This is a genomic window from Desulfovibrio sp. GTC20076, assembly GCF_055385905.1.
The window spans coordinates 279,908-299,498 of record NZ_AP039366.1 but is presented as its reverse complement, the minus strand read 5'-3'; the positions used below and the strand labels follow the sequence as shown (position 1 = coordinate 299,498).

At 58.7% G+C, this 19,591-nt stretch carries 18 protein-coding genes; 13 read left to right on the top strand and 5 right to left on the bottom strand.

Annotation, left to right across the window (positions count from 1 at the left end; all coding sequences use genetic code 11):
• Positions 1 to 3: 3 nt before the first annotated feature.
• Positions 4 to 573: a hypothetical protein gene (locus tag ACZ495_RS01360; RefSeq protein WP_072311623.1), complete on the bottom strand. Its 570-nt coding sequence runs from the start codon at positions 571 to 573 to the stop codon at positions 4 to 6.
• 214 nt (positions 574 to 787) lie between these two features.
• Between ACZ495_RS01360 and ACZ495_RS01355 the strand changes: the two genes are divergently transcribed.
• The 4 genes from ACZ495_RS01355 (at position 788) to ACZ495_RS01340 (ending at position 4,211) form a co-directional block, all read left to right on the top strand.
• On the top strand, positions 788 to 1,036 hold the full coding sequence (locus ACZ495_RS01355) for a FeoA family protein (RefSeq protein ID WP_012625372.1): 249 nt from the start codon (positions 788 to 790) through the stop codon (positions 1,034 to 1,036).
• Positions 1,037 to 1,323: 287 nt separating this feature from the next.
• Positions 1,324 to 1,578 (top strand): hypothetical protein, encoded by a 255-nt coding sequence (locus ACZ495_RS01350; RefSeq protein WP_012625373.1) that lies wholly within the window; start codon positions 1,324 to 1,326, stop codon positions 1,576 to 1,578.
• 211 nt (positions 1,579 to 1,789) lie between these two features.
• Positions 1,790 to 3,946: a heavy metal translocating P-type ATPase gene (locus tag ACZ495_RS01345; RefSeq protein WP_464262511.1), complete on the top strand. Its 2,157-nt coding sequence runs from the start codon at positions 1,790 to 1,792 to the stop codon at positions 3,944 to 3,946.
• Positions 3,924 to 4,211: an HMA2 domain-containing protein gene (locus ACZ495_RS01340; protein ID WP_012625375.1), complete on the top strand. Its 288-nt coding sequence runs from the start codon at positions 3,924 to 3,926 to the stop codon at positions 4,209 to 4,211. Before ACZ495_RS01345 ends, ACZ495_RS01340 begins: the two co-directional genes overlap by 23 nt.
• A 253-nt stretch (positions 4,212 to 4,464) precedes the next feature.
• On the opposite strand, the gene ACZ495_RS01335 is transcribed toward ACZ495_RS01340, so the two are convergent.
• From ACZ495_RS01335 to wbaP, 3 genes are read right to left on the bottom strand one after another with little or no spacing between them, the layout of a single operon-like run.
• Complete coding sequence (locus ACZ495_RS01335; protein ID WP_296983746.1) at positions 4,465 to 5,628, bottom strand: aminotransferase class I/II-fold pyridoxal phosphate-dependent enzyme; 1,164 nt, start codon at positions 5,626 to 5,628, stop codon at positions 4,465 to 4,467.
• Between the two features lie 59 nt (positions 5,629 to 5,687).
• The gene (locus ACZ495_RS01330) at positions 5,688 to 6,848 is read right to left on the bottom strand and encodes a glycosyltransferase family 9 protein (protein ID WP_012625377.1); all 1,161 of its coding nucleotides are present in this window, start codon (positions 6,846 to 6,848) and stop codon (positions 5,688 to 5,690) included.
• Positions 6,848 to 8,248 (bottom strand): undecaprenyl-phosphate galactose phosphotransferase WbaP, encoded by a 1,401-nt coding sequence (wbaP, locus tag ACZ495_RS01325; RefSeq protein ID WP_012625378.1) that lies wholly within the window; start codon positions 8,246 to 8,248, stop codon positions 6,848 to 6,850. The genes ACZ495_RS01330 and wbaP overlap by 1 nt, the downstream gene beginning before the upstream one ends.
• 370 nt (positions 8,249 to 8,618) lie before the next feature.
• On the opposite strand from wbaP, the gene ACZ495_RS01320 reads away from it, so the two are divergent.
• The 5 genes from ACZ495_RS01320 (at position 8,619) to ACZ495_RS01300 (ending at position 14,907) form a co-directional block, all read left to right on the top strand.
• Positions 8,619 to 9,362, top strand: coding sequence for an ABC transporter substrate-binding protein (locus ACZ495_RS01320; RefSeq protein WP_012625379.1), 744 nt, complete (start codon positions 8,619 to 8,621; stop codon positions 9,360 to 9,362).
• 90 nt (positions 9,363 to 9,452) lie between these two features.
• Positions 9,453 to 10,145 (top strand): amino acid ABC transporter permease, encoded by a 693-nt coding sequence (locus tag ACZ495_RS01315; RefSeq protein ID WP_012625380.1) that lies wholly within the window; start codon positions 9,453 to 9,455, stop codon positions 10,143 to 10,145.
• A gap of 3 nt (positions 10,146 to 10,148) precedes the next feature.
• Positions 10,149 to 10,907 (top strand): amino acid ABC transporter ATP-binding protein, encoded by a 759-nt coding sequence (locus ACZ495_RS01310; RefSeq protein WP_012625381.1) that lies wholly within the window; start codon positions 10,149 to 10,151, stop codon positions 10,905 to 10,907.
• Between the two features lies 1 nt (position 10,908).
• Complete coding sequence (locus ACZ495_RS01305; RefSeq protein WP_072311627.1) at positions 10,909 to 11,577, top strand: amino acid ABC transporter permease; 669 nt, start codon at positions 10,909 to 10,911, stop codon at positions 11,575 to 11,577.
• Positions 11,578 to 11,808: 231 nt separating this feature from the next.
• Entirely contained in the window at positions 11,809 to 14,907 is a 3,099-nt protein-coding gene (locus ACZ495_RS01300) for a bifunctional diguanylate cyclase/phosphodiesterase (protein ID WP_464262510.1), read from the top strand.
• A 369-nt stretch (positions 14,908 to 15,276) separates the two neighbouring features.
• Here the strand turns inward: ACZ495_RS01300 and ilvA are convergent, their stop codons facing one another.
• Complete coding sequence (gene ilvA, locus ACZ495_RS01295) at positions 15,277 to 16,815, bottom strand: threonine ammonia-lyase, biosynthetic (RefSeq protein ID WP_012625384.1); 1,539 nt, start codon at positions 16,813 to 16,815, stop codon at positions 15,277 to 15,279.
• A 200-nt stretch (positions 16,816 to 17,015) separates the two neighbouring features.
• On the opposite strand from ilvA, the gene ACZ495_RS01290 reads away from it, so the two are divergent.
• The 4 genes from ACZ495_RS01290 to ACZ495_RS01275 all read left to right on the top strand — a co-directional run bounded on the left by ACZ495_RS01290 (position 17,016) and on the right by ACZ495_RS01275 (position 19,524).
• Positions 17,016 to 17,714 carry a class I SAM-dependent methyltransferase gene (locus ACZ495_RS01290; RefSeq protein ID WP_012625385.1) on the top strand — a complete coding sequence of 233 codons (699 nt, stop codon included), beginning with the start codon at positions 17,016 to 17,018 and terminating at the stop codon, positions 17,712 to 17,714.
• 68 nt (positions 17,715 to 17,782) lie between these two features.
• Positions 17,783 to 18,199, top strand: a complete 417-nt coding sequence (gene nikR, locus ACZ495_RS01285; protein ID WP_012625386.1) for a nickel-responsive transcriptional regulator NikR — start codon at positions 17,783 to 17,785, stop codon at positions 18,197 to 18,199.
• Positions 18,199 to 18,981 (top strand): GTP cyclohydrolase FolE2, encoded by a 783-nt coding sequence (folE2, locus tag ACZ495_RS01280; RefSeq protein WP_012625387.1) that lies wholly within the window; start codon positions 18,199 to 18,201, stop codon positions 18,979 to 18,981. Before nikR ends, folE2 begins: the two co-directional genes overlap by 1 nt.
• A 141-nt stretch (positions 18,982 to 19,122) precedes the next feature.
• Positions 19,123 to 19,524 (top strand): flagellar basal body rod C-terminal domain-containing protein, encoded by a 402-nt coding sequence (locus ACZ495_RS01275; protein WP_464262509.1) that lies wholly within the window; start codon positions 19,123 to 19,125, stop codon positions 19,522 to 19,524.
• The last annotated feature ends 67 nt before the right edge of the window (positions 19,525 to 19,591 follow it).

Sequence of the window (19,591 nt, the reverse complement as noted above, 5' to 3'; positions counted from 1 at the left end):
ATCCTACAGGGCCTTGCGGCGTACCCACACATGACGGGTTGCCAGCGCCGCCCAGGCCAGTCCGGCAGCCACATGCAGGGCCTTGCCTCCGGCCAGTCCGGACAAAAGGCACAGGCTGCCCGCACCAAGCATGGTGCGCACCTCAAACTTGCGCGGACTGACACCCATAATCCTGGTTTTGCCGTTGCCCTTGCCCAGGACCTGCAAAAAACCGGGAAGGCGCACGTCTCCCAACATATCTCCGCATCCACGGCTTTCTTTTCTGCGCCCCCGGCCTTCGCCCTGGGCAGCGGCAAAACACGCGCGCCTTTCGGTCCTGCGGGCCGCGGCGGCCTCGGCCCTGGGCGTCAGAAGCCCCGGCATTTTTTCTTCCAGCCGCAGACAGATAGCGGCAAAGTCCGTGCCGGAATCCATAAGCAGCAAGAGGGATTCCTTGCCGGGGCGCACTTCGCAAACGCCGGCCTCATCCAGCAGCAAGACCCGTGCGATCTCACGCGCACCAGCATCGGCCAGAGCCGGATGGCGCAACCGTGCCCTGCCTTCCATCAGATGTGCAACATATGGTCGCTGCATGCTCTCTCCTTGGCAAAATACGGGGCTTGAGGACTCCGGTTGAAATTGACTTTCTTTTCTCTTGACACCTCTCCCTATTGGGAGCAAGATCGCTGCCAAGCCTGAAAAAACGCCAGATGGCGCAAGCGCCGCATCAGGTTGCGGCATGGGCCTATACGGCCTGAAATGCTATTCAGATGCATTACCCGGTAATGCTAAAAAAGAGAGAACACGCATGAGCCAGATTGTCAATCTGCGTCAGATGCAGGTAGGCCAGAAGGGCAGAATCGCCGCTGTGGAAGCCCTTGGTGAAATGAACCGCCGCATTCGCGACATGGGGCTTATCCCCGGCACGACAGTTTCTGTCGTCGGGCGGGCTCCCCTCAAGGATCCGGTGGCCCTGCGCCTTTCCGGGGTAACCATTTCCCTGCGCAACAGCGAAGCGGACTACATCAAGGTCGACCTGGCGGCCTCCGGCAACTAAGCACTTTTTTTTCACGCGGCGCTTCTGAAAAGCCGGGCCTCCGGTCATGCCGTAGCAACATATGGCTGAAACCGCGTCCGGCGCATCAGGCGCCGCCCCGGCGGCATGCGAAGCCGCCGCCACAAACAGCCGTTTTTGCGGCCAGTTACAGACTTTTCATCGGACTTCTTTTATTATACCATTTTTTACCTGCCGCATTTTTCGGCAAGGACACGAACAATATCCGGAGGGTGGGCACCTGCCCGACGGAAGAGACGGCATAGTGCAAACACGTAAAGGAGATAGTTATGAATAGCGGTTTCAAGTGCGGCCTGTGGTTCCTGGGCGGCCTGATTGTCGGTGCTGTGGGCGTTGCCGCCGTTAACCGCGGCAAGGTCGATTTCAAGCCCCTGGCTACTGACCTTATCAGCCGCGGCATCGACGTCAAAGACGCTCTGCTCACCAAGGTCGAGGCCCTCAAGGAAGATGTGGAAGACCTCACCGCCGAAGCACGTCTGGCCTCTGAAAAACGCAAGGCCGGCAAGGACGCTGCTGAAGCCTAACGCAATCGGCCTTGCCTCCGGTAAGGCGCTTGCCCTGCGCGGACCTTACGTCCGCGCACTTTATTACTGTTCGTCCAAAACATCCGGTCAAAAAACGCCCGACGCGCCCCGGCCTGTCCGGCTCCCTTCAGGCGATACCGCCCCTTCTCCGGGCGATGGCCCACATCCCGCAGTTTGCAGCCTTTGCTTTATGTATGGAACAGGAGCGCGCATGCGTTTTTATATTGTCCATGAGTTACGTGGCCTAGCCACGCCCGATTCCGGCAGAATGCGCGTGCGCGCCTCTTGCCCCCTCAACCTTGCGCAGGCCGAAGCACTGGCAGGCGCCCTGGCTACCCTGCCCGGCATCATTGTGGCGCGCGTTACGCCGCGCCTGGGCAGCCTGCTGTTTTTTTATGAAGACCAGCAGAGCCGCGAAAGCGCCCTGACCCTGCTTGTAGGCGCAAGCGACGAACAGGGACCCCTGACCCATATGGCCGCAACTGCCGATGACGGCACGCCCGGCCCCGGGGAGGCCACACTTACCGAAGGCCTTATGCCGGTCTTTCAGTACGTTTTTGTGCGGCCCCTGCTGCCCATGGCCCTGCGCATCGTCAACAGCGTGGCCAGCGCTGTGCCTTTTCTTTTCAAGGGCATACAGGCCGTCCTGCGTGGAGCGCTCAACGTGGATGTGCTTGACGCGGCGGCCATTGGCGCGTCGCTCATCATGCGCGACTTCCGCACGGTGAGCCTGCTCACCCTTCTGCTTGGCCTGGGCGAAACTCTCGAATACTGGACCCGCCGCCGCTCCATGGCCACACTGACCGAAAGTCTTGCCCTTAATGTGGAAAACGTCTGGCTGCTTGTTGATGGAACGGAAGTATCCGTTCCCCTTGCCCAGGTAAAAGAAGACGACCTTGTGGTTGTGCGCGACGGCGGCAGCATCCCCGTGGACGGCGTGGTGGAAGAAGGCTGCGCGGTAGTCAACCAGTCCTCCATGACAGGGGAGCCGCTCGGCGTCAGAAGGACGGTGGGAGCGTCTGTTTTCGCAGGCACCGTGGTGGAGGAAGGTCGCCTTGTCATCCGCGCCAAGTATGTGGGCGATGGTACGCGCTTGCGTCAGGTTGTCAAATTTATTGAAGAATCAGAAACGCTCAAGGCGGGCATACAGGGCAAATACGAACGTCTGGCAGACATGGCCGTACCCTTTACCTTTGGTCTGGCCGCCGTGGTCTGGCTGCTCACGCGGGACTTTCGCCGTGCGGCCTCGGTGCTGCTTGTGGATTACTCCTGCGCGCTCAAGCTGGCCACACCGCTGGCGGTGCTGGCATCCATGCGCGAAGGCGCGCGCCACGGCATGGCCATCAAGGGCGGACGATACCTTGAAGCCCTCAATGAGGCCGACACCGTCGTCTTTGACAAAACCGGCACGCTTACCCAGGCCAGCCCCAAGGTTGTGGAAGTTTTCCCCGCCCCGGGCTTTGACCGCACCGAGGTTCTGCGCGTCATGGCCTGCCTTGAAGAGCATTTTCCCCATCCTGTGGCGCGCGCCGTGGTGCGCAAGGCCGATGAGGAAGGGCTTAAACACGAAGAAGAACACGCCCATGTGGAATATCTTGTGGCGCACGGTGTGGCCTCTTCCCTTTATGGCAAAAAAATGCGCGTGGGCAGCCGCCACTACATCGAGCACGACGAAGGCGTTGACCTCTCCCCCCTGCAGCATGTCGTAGAAGAGCAGGCGGCCCTGGGGCGCTCGCTGCTTTTCATGAGCGAAGACGGCAAGCTCGCCGGCATGGTCTCCATTGAAGATCCCCTGCGTCCGGAAGCCGCGCGCGTGGTGGAAGAGCTTCGTGGCCTGGGCTTCGGGCGCATACTCATGCTCACCGGAGACGATGAGCGCACCGCACGTGCCGTGGCCGGCAGTGTCGGCATCAGCGAGTACCGTGCCCAGGTGCTGCCCGCAGACAAGGCCCGCATTGTACAGGACCTCACCGACCAGGGCTGCAAGGTGCTCATGGTAGGCGATGGCATCAACGACGCCCCGGCCCTTTCAGCGTCACATGTGGGCGTTGCCATGAGCGACGGCACCGATCTGGCCCGCGAGGTAGCCAACGTGCTGCTGACCCATCCCAGCCTTGAAGGGCTTGTCAGTGCCCGTTTGCTGGGCAGACGCACCCTGCGCCGCATACACTTCAACTTTGTATCCACGCTGGCGCTCAACAGCGCATTTCTTGTGGGCGGGCTTTTCATGATCATCGGCCCCGGCGTTTCGGCCCTGCTGCACAATGTGACGACTCTGGGCGTAGCGCTCAACGCCATGCGCCCGCATTTGCCTAAAAAGGCCCTTCCGGGCGAGGAGAGCCATTTTGAACACCCTGCATCTTCTTAGATATGTACGCAGTTTTGTGGACGGAAGAGTGCGCATACGCCACCCCGCCCTCCGCAACGGATCCGTGGCCGCACTTGCTGAAACCCGCCTGAAAGCCATTGCCGGAGTAAACGCTGTGGAATGCAATCCCATAAGCGGCTCCGTGCTTATCCTGTATGACAGCAAGGCCATACCCAAAGAACGGCTTTTTGCCATCGGCGAGGCCTGGGCCGTCTATCTTGATAAGGTCAGGGGCGGAAAACCCGCGGACGTACCGGAATTTTAGGACTGGGGTATTTAAAAAACCTTGTGAGGGAAGAACCCGGATTGTTTGAAGGTGAAATATCTTGTGGGGGAGGGACCCTTTTGCAAAAGGGTCCCTCCCCCACCCCCTAAGACTCTTATTTCTTATGGATGGTTGGTACAAAAGCTCTCCCAACCTGAAAGGGAAAGGTACGACAAAGGCCCCGGAGCTGTTCCGGGGCCTTTGTCGCGTGATCAATGCGGCCTTGTCCTTAAGCGGTGGCGCCGTAAAAATATCAGCCTGTTTTTTGCCTTTGCAGCCAGCCGTCCAGCACGTCAAGATTTGCGGCAAAATTTTTACGTCCAAACCCCATACGCACATAAGGGGCTGTAAGGCCGTACACACTGCCGGGCAGCAACAGTACCCCGGCCTCGCGCGCAAGACGGATGCAGAAAGCCTCAGAAGATTCATCCCCGTGCAACAGAGGAAAACCTATGGGACCGGCCAGTGGCCGGTTATAGGTAAAAAAATCCGCATGGCGTGCAAAAAATGCATCTGCAACACGCAGATTTTCCTGGATGATATTTCTGCTGCGCTGCAAAAGCGCAGAACCGTGTGCCAGAGCCGTGCAGGCCAGCGATTCTGACGGCGCGGCTCCGCAGATACTCAGATAGTTCTTGTAGCGGCTGATGCCGCCCATAAGCCCGGCATTGCCGCAGGCCAGCCAGCCCACCCGCACGCCGGGCAGACCGTAGGCCTTGCTCATGACGCCCAGGGAAATGCCGCGCTCGTACATATCGCACAGCCAGGGCGCAATTTCTTCACAGCCGCGGTCTTCTTCCCCCGGAAGCGCATTCCAGCCCAGCCCCCGGTAAACCTCGTCGGCGAATATCCAGATGCCGTGCTGCCGCGCCAGAGCGCAAAGCTCTTCAGTCTGGCTGGCATCAAGGGCAAAGCCCGTGGGATTATGCGGTGAATTGATGACAACAAGCCTGGTTTCGGGGCGGATCAGGCTTTTGAGGACGTCCAGATCAAGCCGCCAGCCGCCGTCGCCTTCAGCCTCTTGCCGCCAGAAGTCCACATGGCAGCCCAGCGCGCGCGGCAGATCATACAGGGACTGATAGCCCGGAAACTGGCATATGACATGATCGCCCGGCTCCAGCAGCACATTCATGCAGGCGAATATGCCTTCCTGCGCGCCGGTAAACAGCAGCACATCCTTTTCAGCCATGTGCCTGTACAGCCCCGAGACGGCCTGACGCAAGGCAGGGCTGCCGTCATTGGGACTATAGCCGAGACGGGTTTGCAAAAACTCGTGCCGGGCTTTTTCCGGGTCCGGCTCCAGAGCCAGCAGGTCATCAATACTCAGGCTTTCGCAGTCGGACTGCGCCAGCAGGCAGGGCGTGGAAAATTCGTAGCGGCTGAAAAATACCTCCAGCTCAAAGTCGGGCAGACGCATGGCTACTCCTGGGGCATCTCTGGTGAAATGGAATGCTGCGGTCCCGCAGGCCGAAAACGTCAGTCAGCAGCTAATGCTGGCCCGCACACACCCATGCGCGCCAGAGCATCCAGCACATCACTCACGGGCAGATTTTCCATACATGTCACCGGTGGCTGGGGATATTCAAAGCCAAGGTTCAGATAGGCACAGGCCCCCGAATGCGGCAGCAGGCTCTGGACCTTCCTGCCCCAGGGGCCCCAGCGGAGCGGATTGGTAGGCCCGTGCAGCCCCACTGTGGGCGCGCCGGCAAGGGCCGCCAGATGCATGGTTCCTGTATTGACAGAAACAGCCCCTGCCGACCTGGAGAACATCCAGGCAAGCCCGGCAAGCGACAGATCGCCCGCAAGGGATACGGCGGGACAGTCCGCGTGAGCCACAAGAAAGGCCGCATTTCGCGCCGCGTCGCCCTGCGCCCCGGTGAGGCAGACCTGAAAACCGCGCCCGGCCAGTTCCCGGGCCAGGGCCGCCCAGTGGCCCGAAGGCCATTCCTTGAGCCGGGCATGGATGCCCGACGGCCACATGTGCAGATAAACACGCGGCAGGCACGCCCCCGCAAGCTCTGTCAGCATGTGATCAGCCCTGACGGCATCCGCCGGAGCCTCGACGGGCAGGGCAAGGCATGGCTCGCCCTCCAGATCGTCATAAACCGCTTTGCCCAGGGCCAGAAAATTTTCCACCTCGTGCCTGTCCGCGCAGTGCGGCACCCGGTGCGAATAACCGCAGGCCCTGCACTGCCCGGGGGTATCAAAACCCACGGTGCAGGGCGCTCCCGACAGGTTGCTCAGCACAGCCCCGAGCCGGGGCCACTGGCTGCTGTCGAAAAGCATGTCCAGCTTTTTTCTGCGCAGCCAGTCCAGCATGGCCGGGACCTTGCGTACGCTGAAAGAGGCGCTTTCATCAATGCCCGGAATCAGCGACGCCGTGGCGGCGTTTCCGCTGGTGGTCAACAGGTAAAAACGTGCATGGGGAAGACGCCTGCGCAGGGCCGTAATCAGGGATGACAAAAGCAGCAGGTCGCCAATGGCACCAAGACAGAGAAACCCTACCCGCTGCGGTTCGGCCGGCATGTTCAGCCGGGCTGTTCCGGCTGCGGCCCGCAGCCCCGCCGTGCAGACAGTCAGCGGGATGCCTGCCCACCGGTCGAGAAAACGGTTCAGCCTGTTGCCGCGCTCACCCATCAGTAGGCTCCATGCCCCAGAATGACCACAGGCACGGTTTTGCACATAATCCACAGATCCATCCATACAGACCAGTTGTTGATATAATACTGGTCAAAATTCACGCGCTCCTCATAGGTGGTATTATTGCGGCCGGAAACCTGCCACAAGCCCGTAATGCCGGGCCGCACCATGCAGTATTCGTCAAATACAGGGCCGTATTTTTTCACTTCGGCCCTGACGATGGGGCGCGGCCCCACAAGGCTCATATCGCCCGTCACCACGTTGATGAGCTGCGGCAATTCGTCAAGACTGAGCTTGCGCAGCAAGCGCCCTACGCGGGTAACGCGCGGATCGCACTTGAGCTTGCGGTCACAGGCCCATTCTGCGCGCAGGCCGGCATCGCTGCTCAGCATGTCCCTGAGCACCCTGTCCGCGTCACACACCATAGTGCGGAACTTGAATATCCGGATCTCCCTGTCGCCTCGACCGATGCGCGTCTGGCGGTAAAAAACCGGCCCGGGGCTGTCCAGCTTTATTATAAGGGCAAGAACAGCCCCAAGAGGCAGTAAAAGGGCCGAACCAAGCAGGCACAGACCGATATCCAGGCATCTTTTGACAAAAAGGCGGCGCCTGTCACGCAGATTTTGCCGTACCAGAAGCCCCACGGCATTGCCCAGATCGCGCGGCGTCAGCCAGTGGACACGAAAATTGCCGCCAAAAGCCGGGACCACCAGGGTGCTGCTGAAGTACCGGCTGGCCTCGGTGATCACGTCCACATCCTGCGCCTTGCCCACTCTTTGCAGCAGCAGGGCCATAGCCTTGGGCTGCCGGGCAGCAACAGAGGCAAACAGGCAGCGCATGTCCTCCGGCGCATCAGGCAGATCGTAGATGGCCACCGGGTTAAGCCCCCTGTCGGGGTGGCGCTTCAGATAGTGCCACAGTTCGCGCCCTTCACTGCAATGGTCAAAAATAACGAGGGGTTTGCCCCACCAGCGCCGCCGCGCGTAAAGACGGCGGCACAGGCTGCGCATGAGCGGCATGCTGAAAAGAGTGGCAGCCCAACTACCCATAATGACAATGCGTGAATAGGCGTCGCCGGTTTTGGACAGAAAAAGAACCGCCAGAATAATGGCGTACAGAAGGCTTGTCAGCTGAAACAGCGCCTTGAGTTCACGGTGTGGCGCAAGGCTTACGGTCTGGTACAGCCCCAGCCCGGCGCCAAAAACAGGGCCGAGCAGGAGCATGGGTACAACCCAGTGGTACAGTACGGGATCAAGGCCGCCAAAAGTGGCTCTGACAAGAAATACAGCGAGAGCGGTTCCCAGAAGGGCCAGCAGGTCAAACAGACACAGCAGGAATTTCTGGGCTGAAATACCAAAAAGAGAAGCGAGATGAACCCAGCGCGAAGTTTTTTTCATGGTATCCATCCCGGAAAAAATAGTGCCGCTTGCGCGGCAAAACCACCGGGGCTGATTGGTTTGGCCTGCAACAGGCCGGAGCATTGCACCATGCTTTAAGCCATATAATTATACTATATTCGGTCCTTCTGCAAACGGCAAAAAACAATCCATCCCGGCCGGCTTGCGTCACGGCACAGCTTCTGTTAGATAAAATCCTTGTTTTGCCGTAGCCAGCGCGGTGGCAGGGCATGCGCCCTGCCTGTGCGTGCGCTCGCGTGCTCCCGCGGCCTGCCCGGGTGCGCGCATCCACTTTTTCAGCGGCTGCCGCATGCTATTCCGCGGTTTTGCCGTACAAAGGCCACTGCTATTTCCGAGGGGGAAAACGAGCATGAAAAAACTTCTTGTCTGCGCCCTGCTGGCTGCCGTCATGGCCGCTGTGCCCGCTTTTGCCAAAAAAAGCTATGTGAACGGCATTGACCCCAACTATCCGCCTTTCGCCTATATGGACGAAAAAACCGGCCAGCCCGCCGGCTTTGACGTGGATTCTCTCAACTGGATAGCCAAGACCATGGGCTTCGAAATCACGCACAAACCCATGGCCTGGGACGGTATCATTCCCGCCCTCGTGGCCAAGCAGATCGACATGGTGGACTCCGGCATGAGCATCACGCCCGAGCGCGCCAGAGTCGTGGACTTTTCTGAACCGTACTGGACGGTTTCGCGCGTGTTTATCGTGCCCGCAGACTCCACGCTGACCCCGCAGGACGTACTGACCAAAAAAGTCAAGCTCGGCGTGCAGCGCGGCACATCCGAAGCCAACGCCATCAAGCAGGAACAGCAGGAAAAAGGCTATCCCTTTGAACTGCGCTTCTACGAGTCCGCCCCCCTGGCTGTGGAAGACCTGCTCAACGGCCGCATTGAAGTGGCCCTGATGGACGAACTGCCCGCCGACGACGCCATTGCCAAGGGCCGGGCTGTCAAAAAAGCCGGAACCCACGGCGAACCCGACAAGTTCGGTGTAGCCATGCGCAAGGGCGATAAGGACCTGCACAAACTGATCAATGAGGGCTACAAAAAGCTCATGGCCGATCCGTACTGGCAGGAACTGCAGAAAAAATATCTGAATAAATAAGCAACGCGAAAGCGCTGAACGGCAGGCGCGGACCGCCGGTTATTCCGGCGGTCCGCGCTGTTATGCCCAACCTACGGCAAAACCCCGCATATGGACTCACTTTCAGTAGTTTACCACGCCCTGCCGTCCATGCTGGCCGGCTGCATAGTCACGGTGGGCAACGTGACCATTTCTCTCGCCATGGGCCTTGTGCTCGGCGTTCCTATGGCTGTGGCCCAGGTTTACGGCGGCCCCTGGCTGCGCCGCCTGGTCGCGGTCTATGTGTGGTTTTTCCGGGGAGTGCCCATTCTTGTGCTGCTCTTTCTGTGCTACGGGCTTTTCATCAGCCTCGGCCTGCCGGCAGACCCGTTTCTTATATGCTGCCTGGTGCTTGGCTGCACCAGTACGGCCTACCAGTCGCAAATTTTCCGGGGAGCCATTGAAAGTCTGCCTCAAGGGCAGCTCAACGCGGCACGCGCTCTGGGCATGGGTGAAGGCACGGGTATCTGCAGCATCATACTGCCCCAGGCCATGCGCTTGTCCATCCCCGGCTGGGCCAACGAATTTTCCATTCTGCTCAAAGATTCGGCCATCTGCTACGTTCTCGGCACACAGGATATCATGGCAAGAACGTCTTTTGTGGCCGCACGCACGCACGAACATCTGGCCCTTTACGCGGCAGCGGGCTGCATTTATTTTCTGCTGACACTGGCGGTGCTGAAGCTCCTGCGCCGCCTGGAAAAAAGAGTTCATGTACCGGGATACTCCACGGGCATGGGCATGGAAGGCACGGGTGCGGGATAAGCCATGAATGTGGACGAACAAGCGATTCTGCGTGTTGAGGGTATCTCCAAGAAGCTGGGTGGCAAGCCCATTCTGGACAATTGCAGTCTTTCGGTGCGCCGGGGCGAACTCAAGGTGCTCATCGGGCCTTCCGGCGCCGGCAAAAGCACCCTGCTGCAAAGCATCAACTGCCTTATCCCCCCGGACAAAGGCGATATTTACCTTGAAGGCCAGCGCCTTGACCGCACCAGCAAGGCCGCCCTGTGCACATTTCGCGCTCAAGTTGGTATGATCTTTCAGGATTTCAACCTGTTTGACCACCTTACGGCCGAGGAAAACGTGGCCATCGCCCTGCGCAAGGTGCGCGGCATGAACCACAAGGACGCCAGAGCCCGCGCTCACGAAGAACTGGCGCGTGTCGGCCTGGCCCGCCGTGCCCTGCTTTACCCGGCACAGCTTTCCGGCGGCCAGAAACAGCGTGTGGCCATGGCCCGTGCCCTGGCCATGGACCCCAAAGTCATTCTGCTGGACGAACCCACATCAGCGCTGGACCCGGAACTTGTGGGCGAAGTACTCGCCGTCATACGCGACCTTGCCAGCGGGGGCATGACCATGATCATGGCCACCCATCAGATGGAATTTGCCCGCGCTCTGGCCACAGAGATTATTTTTATGGAACACGGCAAGCTGATTGAACAGGGCGCGCCCGATGTGCTCCTGGCCGAAGGCTCCACCACACGCACCCGCGACTTCTGCCAACGCCTGCTGGAGATGGGGGTTTAGCGTGCTGGATACGGCCTTTTTCAGCCACGAGCTTATTCCCGCCCTTAACAGGGGGCTGCTCGTATCCCTGGCGCTCATCATTCCTGCAGGCAGCCTGGGCTTTGTGGGCGGTGTGCTGCTGGGCTGCGCCCGCGCCTTCGGCCCGCGCTGGATGCGCCGCCTGGGTGACTGGTTTACCGCCATCGTACGTGGTGTGCCGCTGCTCGTGCAATTGATGATGATCTATTACGCCCTGCCCAAACTCGGCATTTATTTTCCGCCATACGGGGCCGCCCTTACAAGCTTTATCCTGTGCACGGCAGCCTACCAGAGCGAATATGTGCGCGGGGCGCTGCTCTCCATCCGCCAGGGGCAGATACGGGCCGCCCAGGCTCTGGGATTCAGCACCTGGAAAACGGTGGCCTGGATAGTCGTGCCGCAAGCGGCGCGGCGCGCTCTTCCCGGCTGCGGCAACGAGATCATCTACCTTATCAAGTACAGTTCACTGGCCTACTTCGTCACCTGCATGGAACTTATGGGCGAGGGCAAGGTTGTGGCGTCAGACACATTCCGCTTTACCGAAGTGTTCATAACAGTGGGGGCCTACTACCTGGCCATGGTCACCCTGGCGACATTTTTTCTCCGCTGGCTTGAACGCCGCTTTCATGTCCCCGGCTTTGGCGCACGATAAAAAGCCCTTTCTTTCCCGCAACGGAAAGGCTCTCCACTGGTGTACGGTGGAGAGCCTTTTTTGACAGCACAGGGCAACCCCTGCAGGCATGACATATTCTATGTCTGGAATATTCAAAAATAATTCTGTATAGGTTTTGTATGGTATATTCTTCTTATACAGAACACCGCGCATGCCAGACTTTCGGCAACAAGACGTCTAAAAACATCAGCCGGATACAATGAGACAGGAATGAAAAAAAACATAGACTTCCTGAAAATGCGCTCTACTGCCTGCGCACAGCATGAATGGATAAAATATCTGCCTTCTGTTTCATTAATATTCCTGTCCATTCTGATCGTTTATGTTTTCAGTATCCCCAATCCCATGATCATCCTGATGATCCCCATTGTGTACGCCACATATTCCAGCGGCTATCTTGGGGGCGCTCTTACCGGCTGCGTGGCGTTTGCGTACAGCGCCCATTTTTTTCTGGTCAAAACCAGCGATCCGTCCGGCGCTTACAAATCCGTCACCATTGCCCTGTCTATCTTCGCCATTGTCCTTCTTGTGGGAAAACTCAAATCACGGGAAGAAAAAAACATCCAGGAACTTAAGCGTTACGGTGATGCGCTGGTTCACATGGCCACCACCGACAAGCTGACGGGAGCCTCGAACCGGCACGCTTTTTTCAAGAAAGGGGCCGCCCTGCACGAGCACAGCAAAAAATTCAACATGCCCGTCTCTGTTCTTTTTATTGACATTGACCACTTCAAGCAGGTGAACGACCTCTATGGACACGCCTTCGGCGATGCTGTGCTGGAGCGTATTTCAGGTGCCATCAAGCGCTGCCTGCGCGGCAGCGACATCAACTGCCGCTATGGCGGCGAAGAGTTTGTGGTTCTGCTGGCCCACGCGGACAGTGATGCGGCACATCTTGTGGCGCACCGCATCATGAACATGGTGCAGTGCATACGCTTTCAGGAGTATCCCGACCTGCGGCTTTCTGTCAGCATCGGCCTGTCCAGCATGCAGCCTGCGGCCCCCCGAAGCCTTGAGCACCTTATCCGCAGCGCAGACAGCGCCATGTACCAGGCCAAACAGGACGGTCGCAACCGCGTGGTTGTGGAACATCCCCAACCGTATACAGGTCCCCCCAGAGAAATTCCCCAGGCCACCCTTCAGACTGCCGGGCCGACAAGCCCAATGGATCAGGGCCTGTTCTCCGGCATGCCGGAAGAAGAAAAAGCATTGATGCAAGACACCCTGCTGAGCACCCTTGAGCAAATGCTCGAACTGGTCTATGTGGTGGATGTCGCCACGCATGAAATCCTTTACATCAACGCCTCGGCACGGGAAAAATACGGAATCGGCAATCCGCGCGGCGCCAAATGCCATCAACTGCTGCAAGGGCTGGACGCTCCATGCTCCTTCTGCCTCAACGACCGGCTCACATTTGACAGCGTGTATTCCTGGGAATTTACCAACAAAATGCTGGGGCGGCACTTCATCCTGCGCGACAGGCTCGTGAACTGGAACGGCAGAAAAGCACGGATGCAGATCGCCACAGACATCACAGAACGGGAAATGGAACGCCACGCGCTGCAATACGCGCTGGCGGGCGAACATGTCACCAGAGATTGCATTGCCCTGCTCTACAATGCAAAAAGCCTGTCTGAAGCTTTGGAAGACCTGCTGGAGCGAGTAGGCAAACACTTTGACGCAGACCGCGCCTATTTCTTCCGGCTTTCCGGCGAAACCTTCGCACTGAACAGCGAATGGCGCGCCTCCCGCCTGACCCAGAGGCGCTACCAGACGCTGGACATGGCCCGCTTTCACCAGTGGGAAATATCTGCGGATACCAGTGAATACCTCGTTATCAAGGATATGGAACAACAGGCGGATGCCTATAAGGACCTGTATGACCAAGGCATCCGTAATCTTGTGGTCATGCCTCTGGAGCAGAACGGAGCGCTGCTGGGCTTCTGGGGCATGGAAAACGCTGCTTCCGAAAAGATCCGCGAAATCGCGCCTCTGCTGCTTTCGCTGCGCTACTTTCTGCTCTCAGCCATACGTCGCATCAACTACGAAAAGCTTCTGGTCAAACTGAGCTTTGAAGACAGCCTCACGGGCCTGCACAACCGGAACTCTTACCTGCAAGGCATTTCCGGCGCTAAAGAAGTGCAGAATGCGGGCATCGCCTATCTTTCCATCAACGAAATGAAACGGATCAACAACGTGTTCGGCCAGGCTCACGGTGACAGGCTGTTGGCTGAATGTGCGCACTGCCTCAAAAATGCTTTTCCTTCGGGCACGGCCTACCGCGTGGGTGGGGACGAATTTCTTGTCATGTGCAAAAACATGCCCCGGAAAGATTTTGAGCAGTGCGTGCGGCTGCTCAAGGTGCACTGCTCCACCTTTCAGGACTGCCGCGTGGCCATCGGCCATCAGTGGTCCGAAACAGCAGCCGACATGCAGAACCTGGCACATGCTGCGGAAAAACGCATGTATCAGGACAAGAAAAACCACTATCGAAAAAACCTTCCCAGTGACCGTTACCGCCACTATAACGATGACGTGTTCTGCCTGACCGAACCGGGCATGCTGGAAAAAAGCCTGCGCGAAGGCGCTTTTACCGTTTACCTCCAGCCCAAGGTGTCTTCTGCCGACCGCAGGGTCAGCGGCTGTGAGGCTCTGGTGCGCTATCTGCAAAAAGATGACACGGTTACGCCCCCGGCACAATTTCTGCCAGTTCTTGAAGACACAAAACTCATCGGTATACTTGATTTTTATGTTTTTGACATTGTCTGCGCCAGCATAGCCAGATGGTTTGCCGAAGGCAGGCAGGCTATTCCCATATCAGTAAATTTTTCGCGCTACACTCTGGCGGAACAGGATTTTCTCACGCGCCTGCAGACGGTTTTCAACGGCTACGGCATTGATAAAAAATGGGTGATCGTTGAGGTGACGGAAAGCGTGAAAGGCGTGGAGGGCATGAATCTGCTTGCCCTGATTGACAGTATCCGCGAACTGGGCTTTGCCGTGGCCATTGACGATTTTGGGGTAGATTTTGCCAACCTCTCACTCTTTTCGCTGGCAAACTTCGACGAACTCAAGGTGGATAAAGCCCTTGTGGACAGCATCGTGACCAATCAGAAAACCCAGATGGTCATTGAAGCCGTGGTGGACATGTGCCGCAGAATGAACATCCGCGTGGTGGCCGAGGGGGTGGAAACAGAAGAACAGTTCGCCATCCTCAGGCAAAAAGGCTGCGAACAGGTTCAGGGCTATCTGTTCAGCAAGCCGTTACCCATGACGACATTTGAAAAAAAGTATCTGCCCGGTCAATAGCCTTCCGCTGCCGAAAAGGCCCGTTTCCGTTCAGATATGGTACCCAGCCAAAGGGTACTCCTGAACGGAAACGGGCCATACTGCGTGTAGTGTAAGCAGCGCCATGCGCCTTCGTTTCCTCCGCTGAGGGGGCGGAGCGTGCATCCCTGTTTTTTTACCTTTTGAACTACTTGCCCGACGGCAAACCACGTTCGTCTTACAAGTATTTGGTGGCACGGATTTTCTGAAAATCCGCACTGGGCAGTCAGCCATTTTTACCGCTGCCATTCTGCTAAAAATATAATCTTCTACAGAATGCACAACGTGTTACAACGCGCTGCACTCTCGTGCAGCGTGAGCGCATGTAACTTTTTTCAAAGGTAAAATGTGCTAGTCGTCGTGCCATCCCAGAAACATCTGGTAGGCGGGATTGCCCGTTTCTTCCACATGCGGGTAGCCCATGCCTTCAACCCGCTGCAAAAACTCCTCGAAAACCCCGCGCTTTTCTTCCGGAACCTCAAAGCCCACCAGTACGCGGCCAAAGTCTGCGCCGTGATAACGGTACTGGAACAGGCTGATACTGAAATCCACGCGCATGGCGTCCATAAAGTCCAGCAAAGCGCCGGGCCGTTCGGGAAAGGTAAAGCGCAGCAACCGCTCATGTAGCACCTGCGGCGCGTTGCCGCCCACCAGATGCCGCAAGTGAACCTTGGCAAACTCGTTATCTGTCAGATCAACGGCTCCAAAGCCCTTGCTGTGCAGTTCTGCCAGCACTTCGGCCACATCTTCCCGCCCGCTGATCTTTATGCCCACCAGCACACGCGCCTTCACCGGGTCGGAAAAACGGGTACAAAGCTCCGTAATATTGCGGCTGCCAAAAGAAGCGCACAGGGCGCGAAAGCTGCCCACGGCCTCCGGAATGGTCACTGCCAGCAGGGCTTCGCGGTGTGCGCCGATTTCAGACCGGTCCACCACATGGCTCAGACGGTCGAAGTTCATGTTGGCCCCGCTGACCACTGCCACCAGGGTGGCGTCCCGCTGGCCGCTGGCCGCAGCGTAGGCGCGCAACCCGGCCAGGGCCAAAGCTCCCGCTGGTTCGGCAACCAGGCGAGTATCTTCAAAGATGTCCTTTATGGCCCCGCAGATGGCGTCTGTCTCCACCACAATGATGTCGTCCAGGAGGTCCCGGCACAGGGCAAAAGTGTGTTCGCCCACCAGCTTCACGGCAACGCCATCGGCAAAAAGCCCCACGTCGTGCATTTCCACCCGGTGTCCGGCCATGACCGAACGGCGCATGGCGTCGGAATCCACAGGCTCCACGCCGATGACCCTGATTTCTGGCCGCAAGGCCTTGATATAGGCCGCAACGCCCGCCGCCATGCCCCCGCCGCCAATGGGAACAAAAACAGCGTGTATATCGCCGGGGTGTTGCCGCAGAATTTCCATGGCGATGGTTCCCTGCCCGGCAATGACATCGGGATCGTCAAAAGGCGGTACATAGATACAGCCGCTTTCCTGAATAAGTTTAAGCGTATGCTGCCAGGCATCGCTGAACGATTCGCCTGAAAGCACCACCTGCCCGCCCAGACGGCGCACAGCCTCCACCTTGATGGCGGGGGTCGTCACAGGCATGACGATGGTAGCTTCGCAGCCGAGCTTGCGCGCCGCCAGGGCTACGCCCTGGGCATGGTTGCCCGCCGAGGCGGCAATAACGCCGCGCCGCAGGTCTTCCGGCGAAAGGCGGGCCATCTTGTTGTACGCGCCACGCAGCTTGAAGGAAAAAACAGGCTGATAATCCTCGCGCTTGAGCAGAATTCGGTTGCCGAGGCGACGCGAAAGGGTCTTGGCTTCTTCGAGAGGCGTCTCCACAGCCACGTCATAAACGCGGCTCAACAAAATGCGGTTCAGGTATTCGCTGTGCTTGTGCATGCATGTGTCCTTCGGCTGCAAAAATGACACGGCCGTCCTGCAGCCGTGTAGAAAAAGGCTTGTTCGTCAGCGCAGATTCTTATATACCCGGCGTCCGCTCACCTCAAGCCCCCAATGACAGCACAAATGCGCCCGCGGCGGACAAGGCGTACGCCCTGTACAGCGGCAGCCCATTAGGATAAGCTCGCGCCGGAGAATATATGCCGCCAGAATACCCGCAGCAAGAAGACAAGGCCCTGCGCGCCTACCAGCCGCACATCACCGTGCGCGCCGCCGGGCGGCTGTGGCAGCTCAGCCGCGCCGCCGACCTTGAGCAACTCTGGGAGGCCATGACTGCCGATTCCCACGACTTTGAAGATGAGCGCCTGCCCTACTGGACGGAGCTTTGGCCGTCAAGCGTGGCTTTGGCCTCATGGCTGCATGAGCACCGCCATGAGATCGCGGGGCGGAACTGCCTTGACCTGGGCTGCGGCCTGGGCCTCACGGCTATGGTTGGTCAATGGCTCGGTGCCCGGGTACTGGCGGTGGATTATGAAAAAGAGGCCCTGCGTTTTGCCGCCCGCAACGCGACCCTCAACGGGGTTTCCCAGCCCCTGTGGGCAGTTATGGACTGGCGCAGCCCCGCAGTTCAGGCCGGAAGCATGCACCGCATATGGGGTGGCGACATCATGTATGAAAAACGCTTCGTAATGCCGGTTTTGCGCTTTCTGGGGCACGCCCTGGCCCCGGGCGGGGCTGCCTGGGTAGCCGAACCGGGGCGTTCGGTTTACGATACGTTCCTGCACGCCCTGCAAAGCGGCGGCTGGCAGGGCAGGCGGGTTTACGCCCAAAAGGTTGAGGCCCTCTACGCCCAGCCCGTCCCTGTCACCGTGCAGGTATGGGAAATCCGCCGCGTCTGACGCGGCCGCAACACAAACAGAACAGCGCGCCGCCCTTATTCAGGCGGAAAGCGCCGCAGGACACTGCTATGGGAAATCTTGCACGCTTTGGCGTTTCACTGGATCAAGACCTGCTGGAACCCTTTGACGAACTTTGCCGGCGCAAAAGCTATCCCAATCGCTCCGAAGCCATACGCGACCTTATCCGCAAGGCCCTGGTAGAGGAAAAGTGGAACAGCGACGCCCACGGCGCAGGTACACTCACCCTGGTTTACGACCATCACAAAAACGATCTTTCCCGCCGGCTCGTGCAAATTCAGCACGACGACCATGACCTTATCGTCACCACCCTGCACGTGCACCTTGACCACTACAACTGCCTTGAAGTGCTGGTGCTCAAGGGCGAGCCCAAGCGCATGCGCGCTCTGGCCGACAAGCTGATCGCCTGCCGCGGCGTCAAGCACGGCACGTTTACCGGCACTACCACAGGAGAGGATCTGGCATAATGGAAGACGTGCAAAGCCATGCCCCGCAAATCCCCCTGAACATAGACCGCGTGGGCGTGCGAGAGCTTCGGCTGCCCCTGCTCGTGCGCGACCGTACCCGGGGCACGCAGCAGACCGTGGCCAGTGTGGACCTTGGCGTGGACCTGCCCTCCGAATTCAAGGGTACCCACATGAGCCGCTTTGTGGAAGCACTGGAACAGTGGAATGATGAAATCAGCTACCAGTCGGTACGCCGCCTGCTGCAGGACATCAGGCAGCGCCTGGAAGCCCGGCGGGCTTACGCGCGCTTCTGTTTTCCCTACTTCATCAGCAAGGCCGCCCCGGCTTCGGGCAGTCCGGCGCTGGTAAGTTACCAGTGCCGCCTCACCGGCGAACTTGACGATGCGGGACAGCATTTTATTCTAGAAGTAGACGTGCCCGTCATGACTGTCTGCCCCTGCTCCAAAGCCATCAGCAACGAAGGCGCGCACAGCCAGCGGGCCATGGTACGCATGCGTCTGCGCATGAAAGCATTCTCCTGGCTCGAAGACTTCATAGACATAGCCGAAGCCTCCGGTTCATCGGCCGTCTACACGCTGCTCAAACGCGAAGACGAAAAATACGTCACCGAGCACGCCTTTGCCCATCCCACATTTGTGGAAGACGTAGTACGCAATGTAGCGCAGCGGCTGTCGGAACACGGCCAGGTGGAGTGGTTCAGCGTGGAGGTGGAAAGTATGGAATCCATACACAATCATAACGCCTTCGCCCGCATTGAGCGGCATATCAGCGACAGGAGCTGAAACCGGGGCTGTCCGCCAAGGCAAAAAAATTTTGCAATCGTTTGCCGGTTGTGCTAGTGTAGCGCTAAGGGTTGTTTTTACATGCGCCGCCCGCGCCAAATCATCGCGGGCAGAAACGCAAAACGGCCTCAGGGTACAGATATGAGCGGCATAAACACAAGCATGCAGATGGGCGCTTCAGCCATGAACACCCACTCTTGGGGCATGGCTGTTTCTGCGCATAATGTTGCCAATGTCAGCACCGCGGGTTTCGAGCCACAGCGTGCTGTTTACGCCACCGGCCCGGCGGGCCAGGGGGTGCGCCTTGATGCCGTGCTGCAACGCAACGGTCCGGTCGGCACAGGCGGCACGGCTTACAACGCCGCCCAGGCAGTCTATGACGTAACCGCGGGGCTGCCGCTTGAAGCGGCAAGCCCCAGCGGCACCAATCTGGCCCGTGAAATGGTTTCGATGATTTCTACCCAGCACGCCTATAAGGCCAATGCAACCACAGTGCGCACCGCTGACGCCATGCTGGGCACACTGCTGGATATCAAAGCCTGAACCGCAGGCCCATACGCCCGGCCCGCAAGGCCGGCACAGACACCGGGGCCGGAAGCCCGACAGTTTA

Bases quoted from the DNA above. Each gene is read 5' to 3' on its own strand.
- ACZ495_RS01335 (WP_296983746.1), bottom strand. From the start codon at position 5,628: ATGCGTCTGCCCGACTTTGAGCTGGAGGTATTTTTCAGCCGCTACGAA.
- folE2 (WP_012625387.1), top strand. From the start codon at position 18,199: ATGGAAGACGTGCAAAGCCATGCCCCGCAAATCCCCCTGAACATAGAC.
- ACZ495_RS01350 (WP_012625373.1), top strand. From the start codon at position 1,324: ATGAATAGCGGTTTCAAGTGCGGCCTGTGGTTCCTGGGCGGCCTGATT.
- ACZ495_RS01315 (WP_012625380.1), top strand. From the start codon at position 9,453: ATGGACTCACTTTCAGTAGTTTACCACGCCCTGCCGTCCATGCTGGCC.
- ACZ495_RS01310 (WP_012625381.1), top strand. From the start codon at position 10,149: ATGAATGTGGACGAACAAGCGATTCTGCGTGTTGAGGGTATCTCCAAG.
- wbaP (WP_012625378.1), bottom strand. From the start codon at position 8,248: ATGAAAAAAACTTCGCGCTGGGTTCATCTCGCTTCTCTTTTTGGTATT.
- ACZ495_RS01290 (WP_012625385.1), top strand. From the start codon at position 17,016: ATGCCGCCAGAATACCCGCAGCAAGAAGACAAGGCCCTGCGCGCCTAC.
- ACZ495_RS01275 (WP_464262509.1), top strand. From the start codon at position 19,123: ATGAGCGGCATAAACACAAGCATGCAGATGGGCGCTTCAGCCATGAAC.
- ilvA (WP_012625384.1), bottom strand. From the start codon at position 16,815: ATGCACAAGCACAGCGAATACCTGAACCGCATTTTGTTGAGCCGCGTT.
- ACZ495_RS01330 (WP_012625377.1), bottom strand. From the start codon at position 6,848: ATGGGTGAGCGCGGCAACAGGCTGAACCGTTTTCTCGACCGGTGGGCA.
- ACZ495_RS01320 (WP_012625379.1), top strand. From the start codon at position 8,619: ATGAAAAAACTTCTTGTCTGCGCCCTGCTGGCTGCCGTCATGGCCGCT.
- ACZ495_RS01355 (WP_012625372.1), top strand. From the start codon at position 788: ATGAGCCAGATTGTCAATCTGCGTCAGATGCAGGTAGGCCAGAAGGGC.
- ACZ495_RS01360 (WP_072311623.1), bottom strand. From the start codon at position 573: ATGCAGCGACCATATGTTGCACATCTGATGGAAGGCAGGGCACGGTTG.
- ACZ495_RS01300 (WP_464262510.1), top strand. From the start codon at position 11,809: ATGAAAAAAAACATAGACTTCCTGAAAATGCGCTCTACTGCCTGCGCA.
- nikR (WP_012625386.1), top strand. From the start codon at position 17,783: ATGGGAAATCTTGCACGCTTTGGCGTTTCACTGGATCAAGACCTGCTG.
- ACZ495_RS01345 (WP_464262511.1), top strand. From the start codon at position 1,790: ATGCGTTTTTATATTGTCCATGAGTTACGTGGCCTAGCCACGCCCGAT.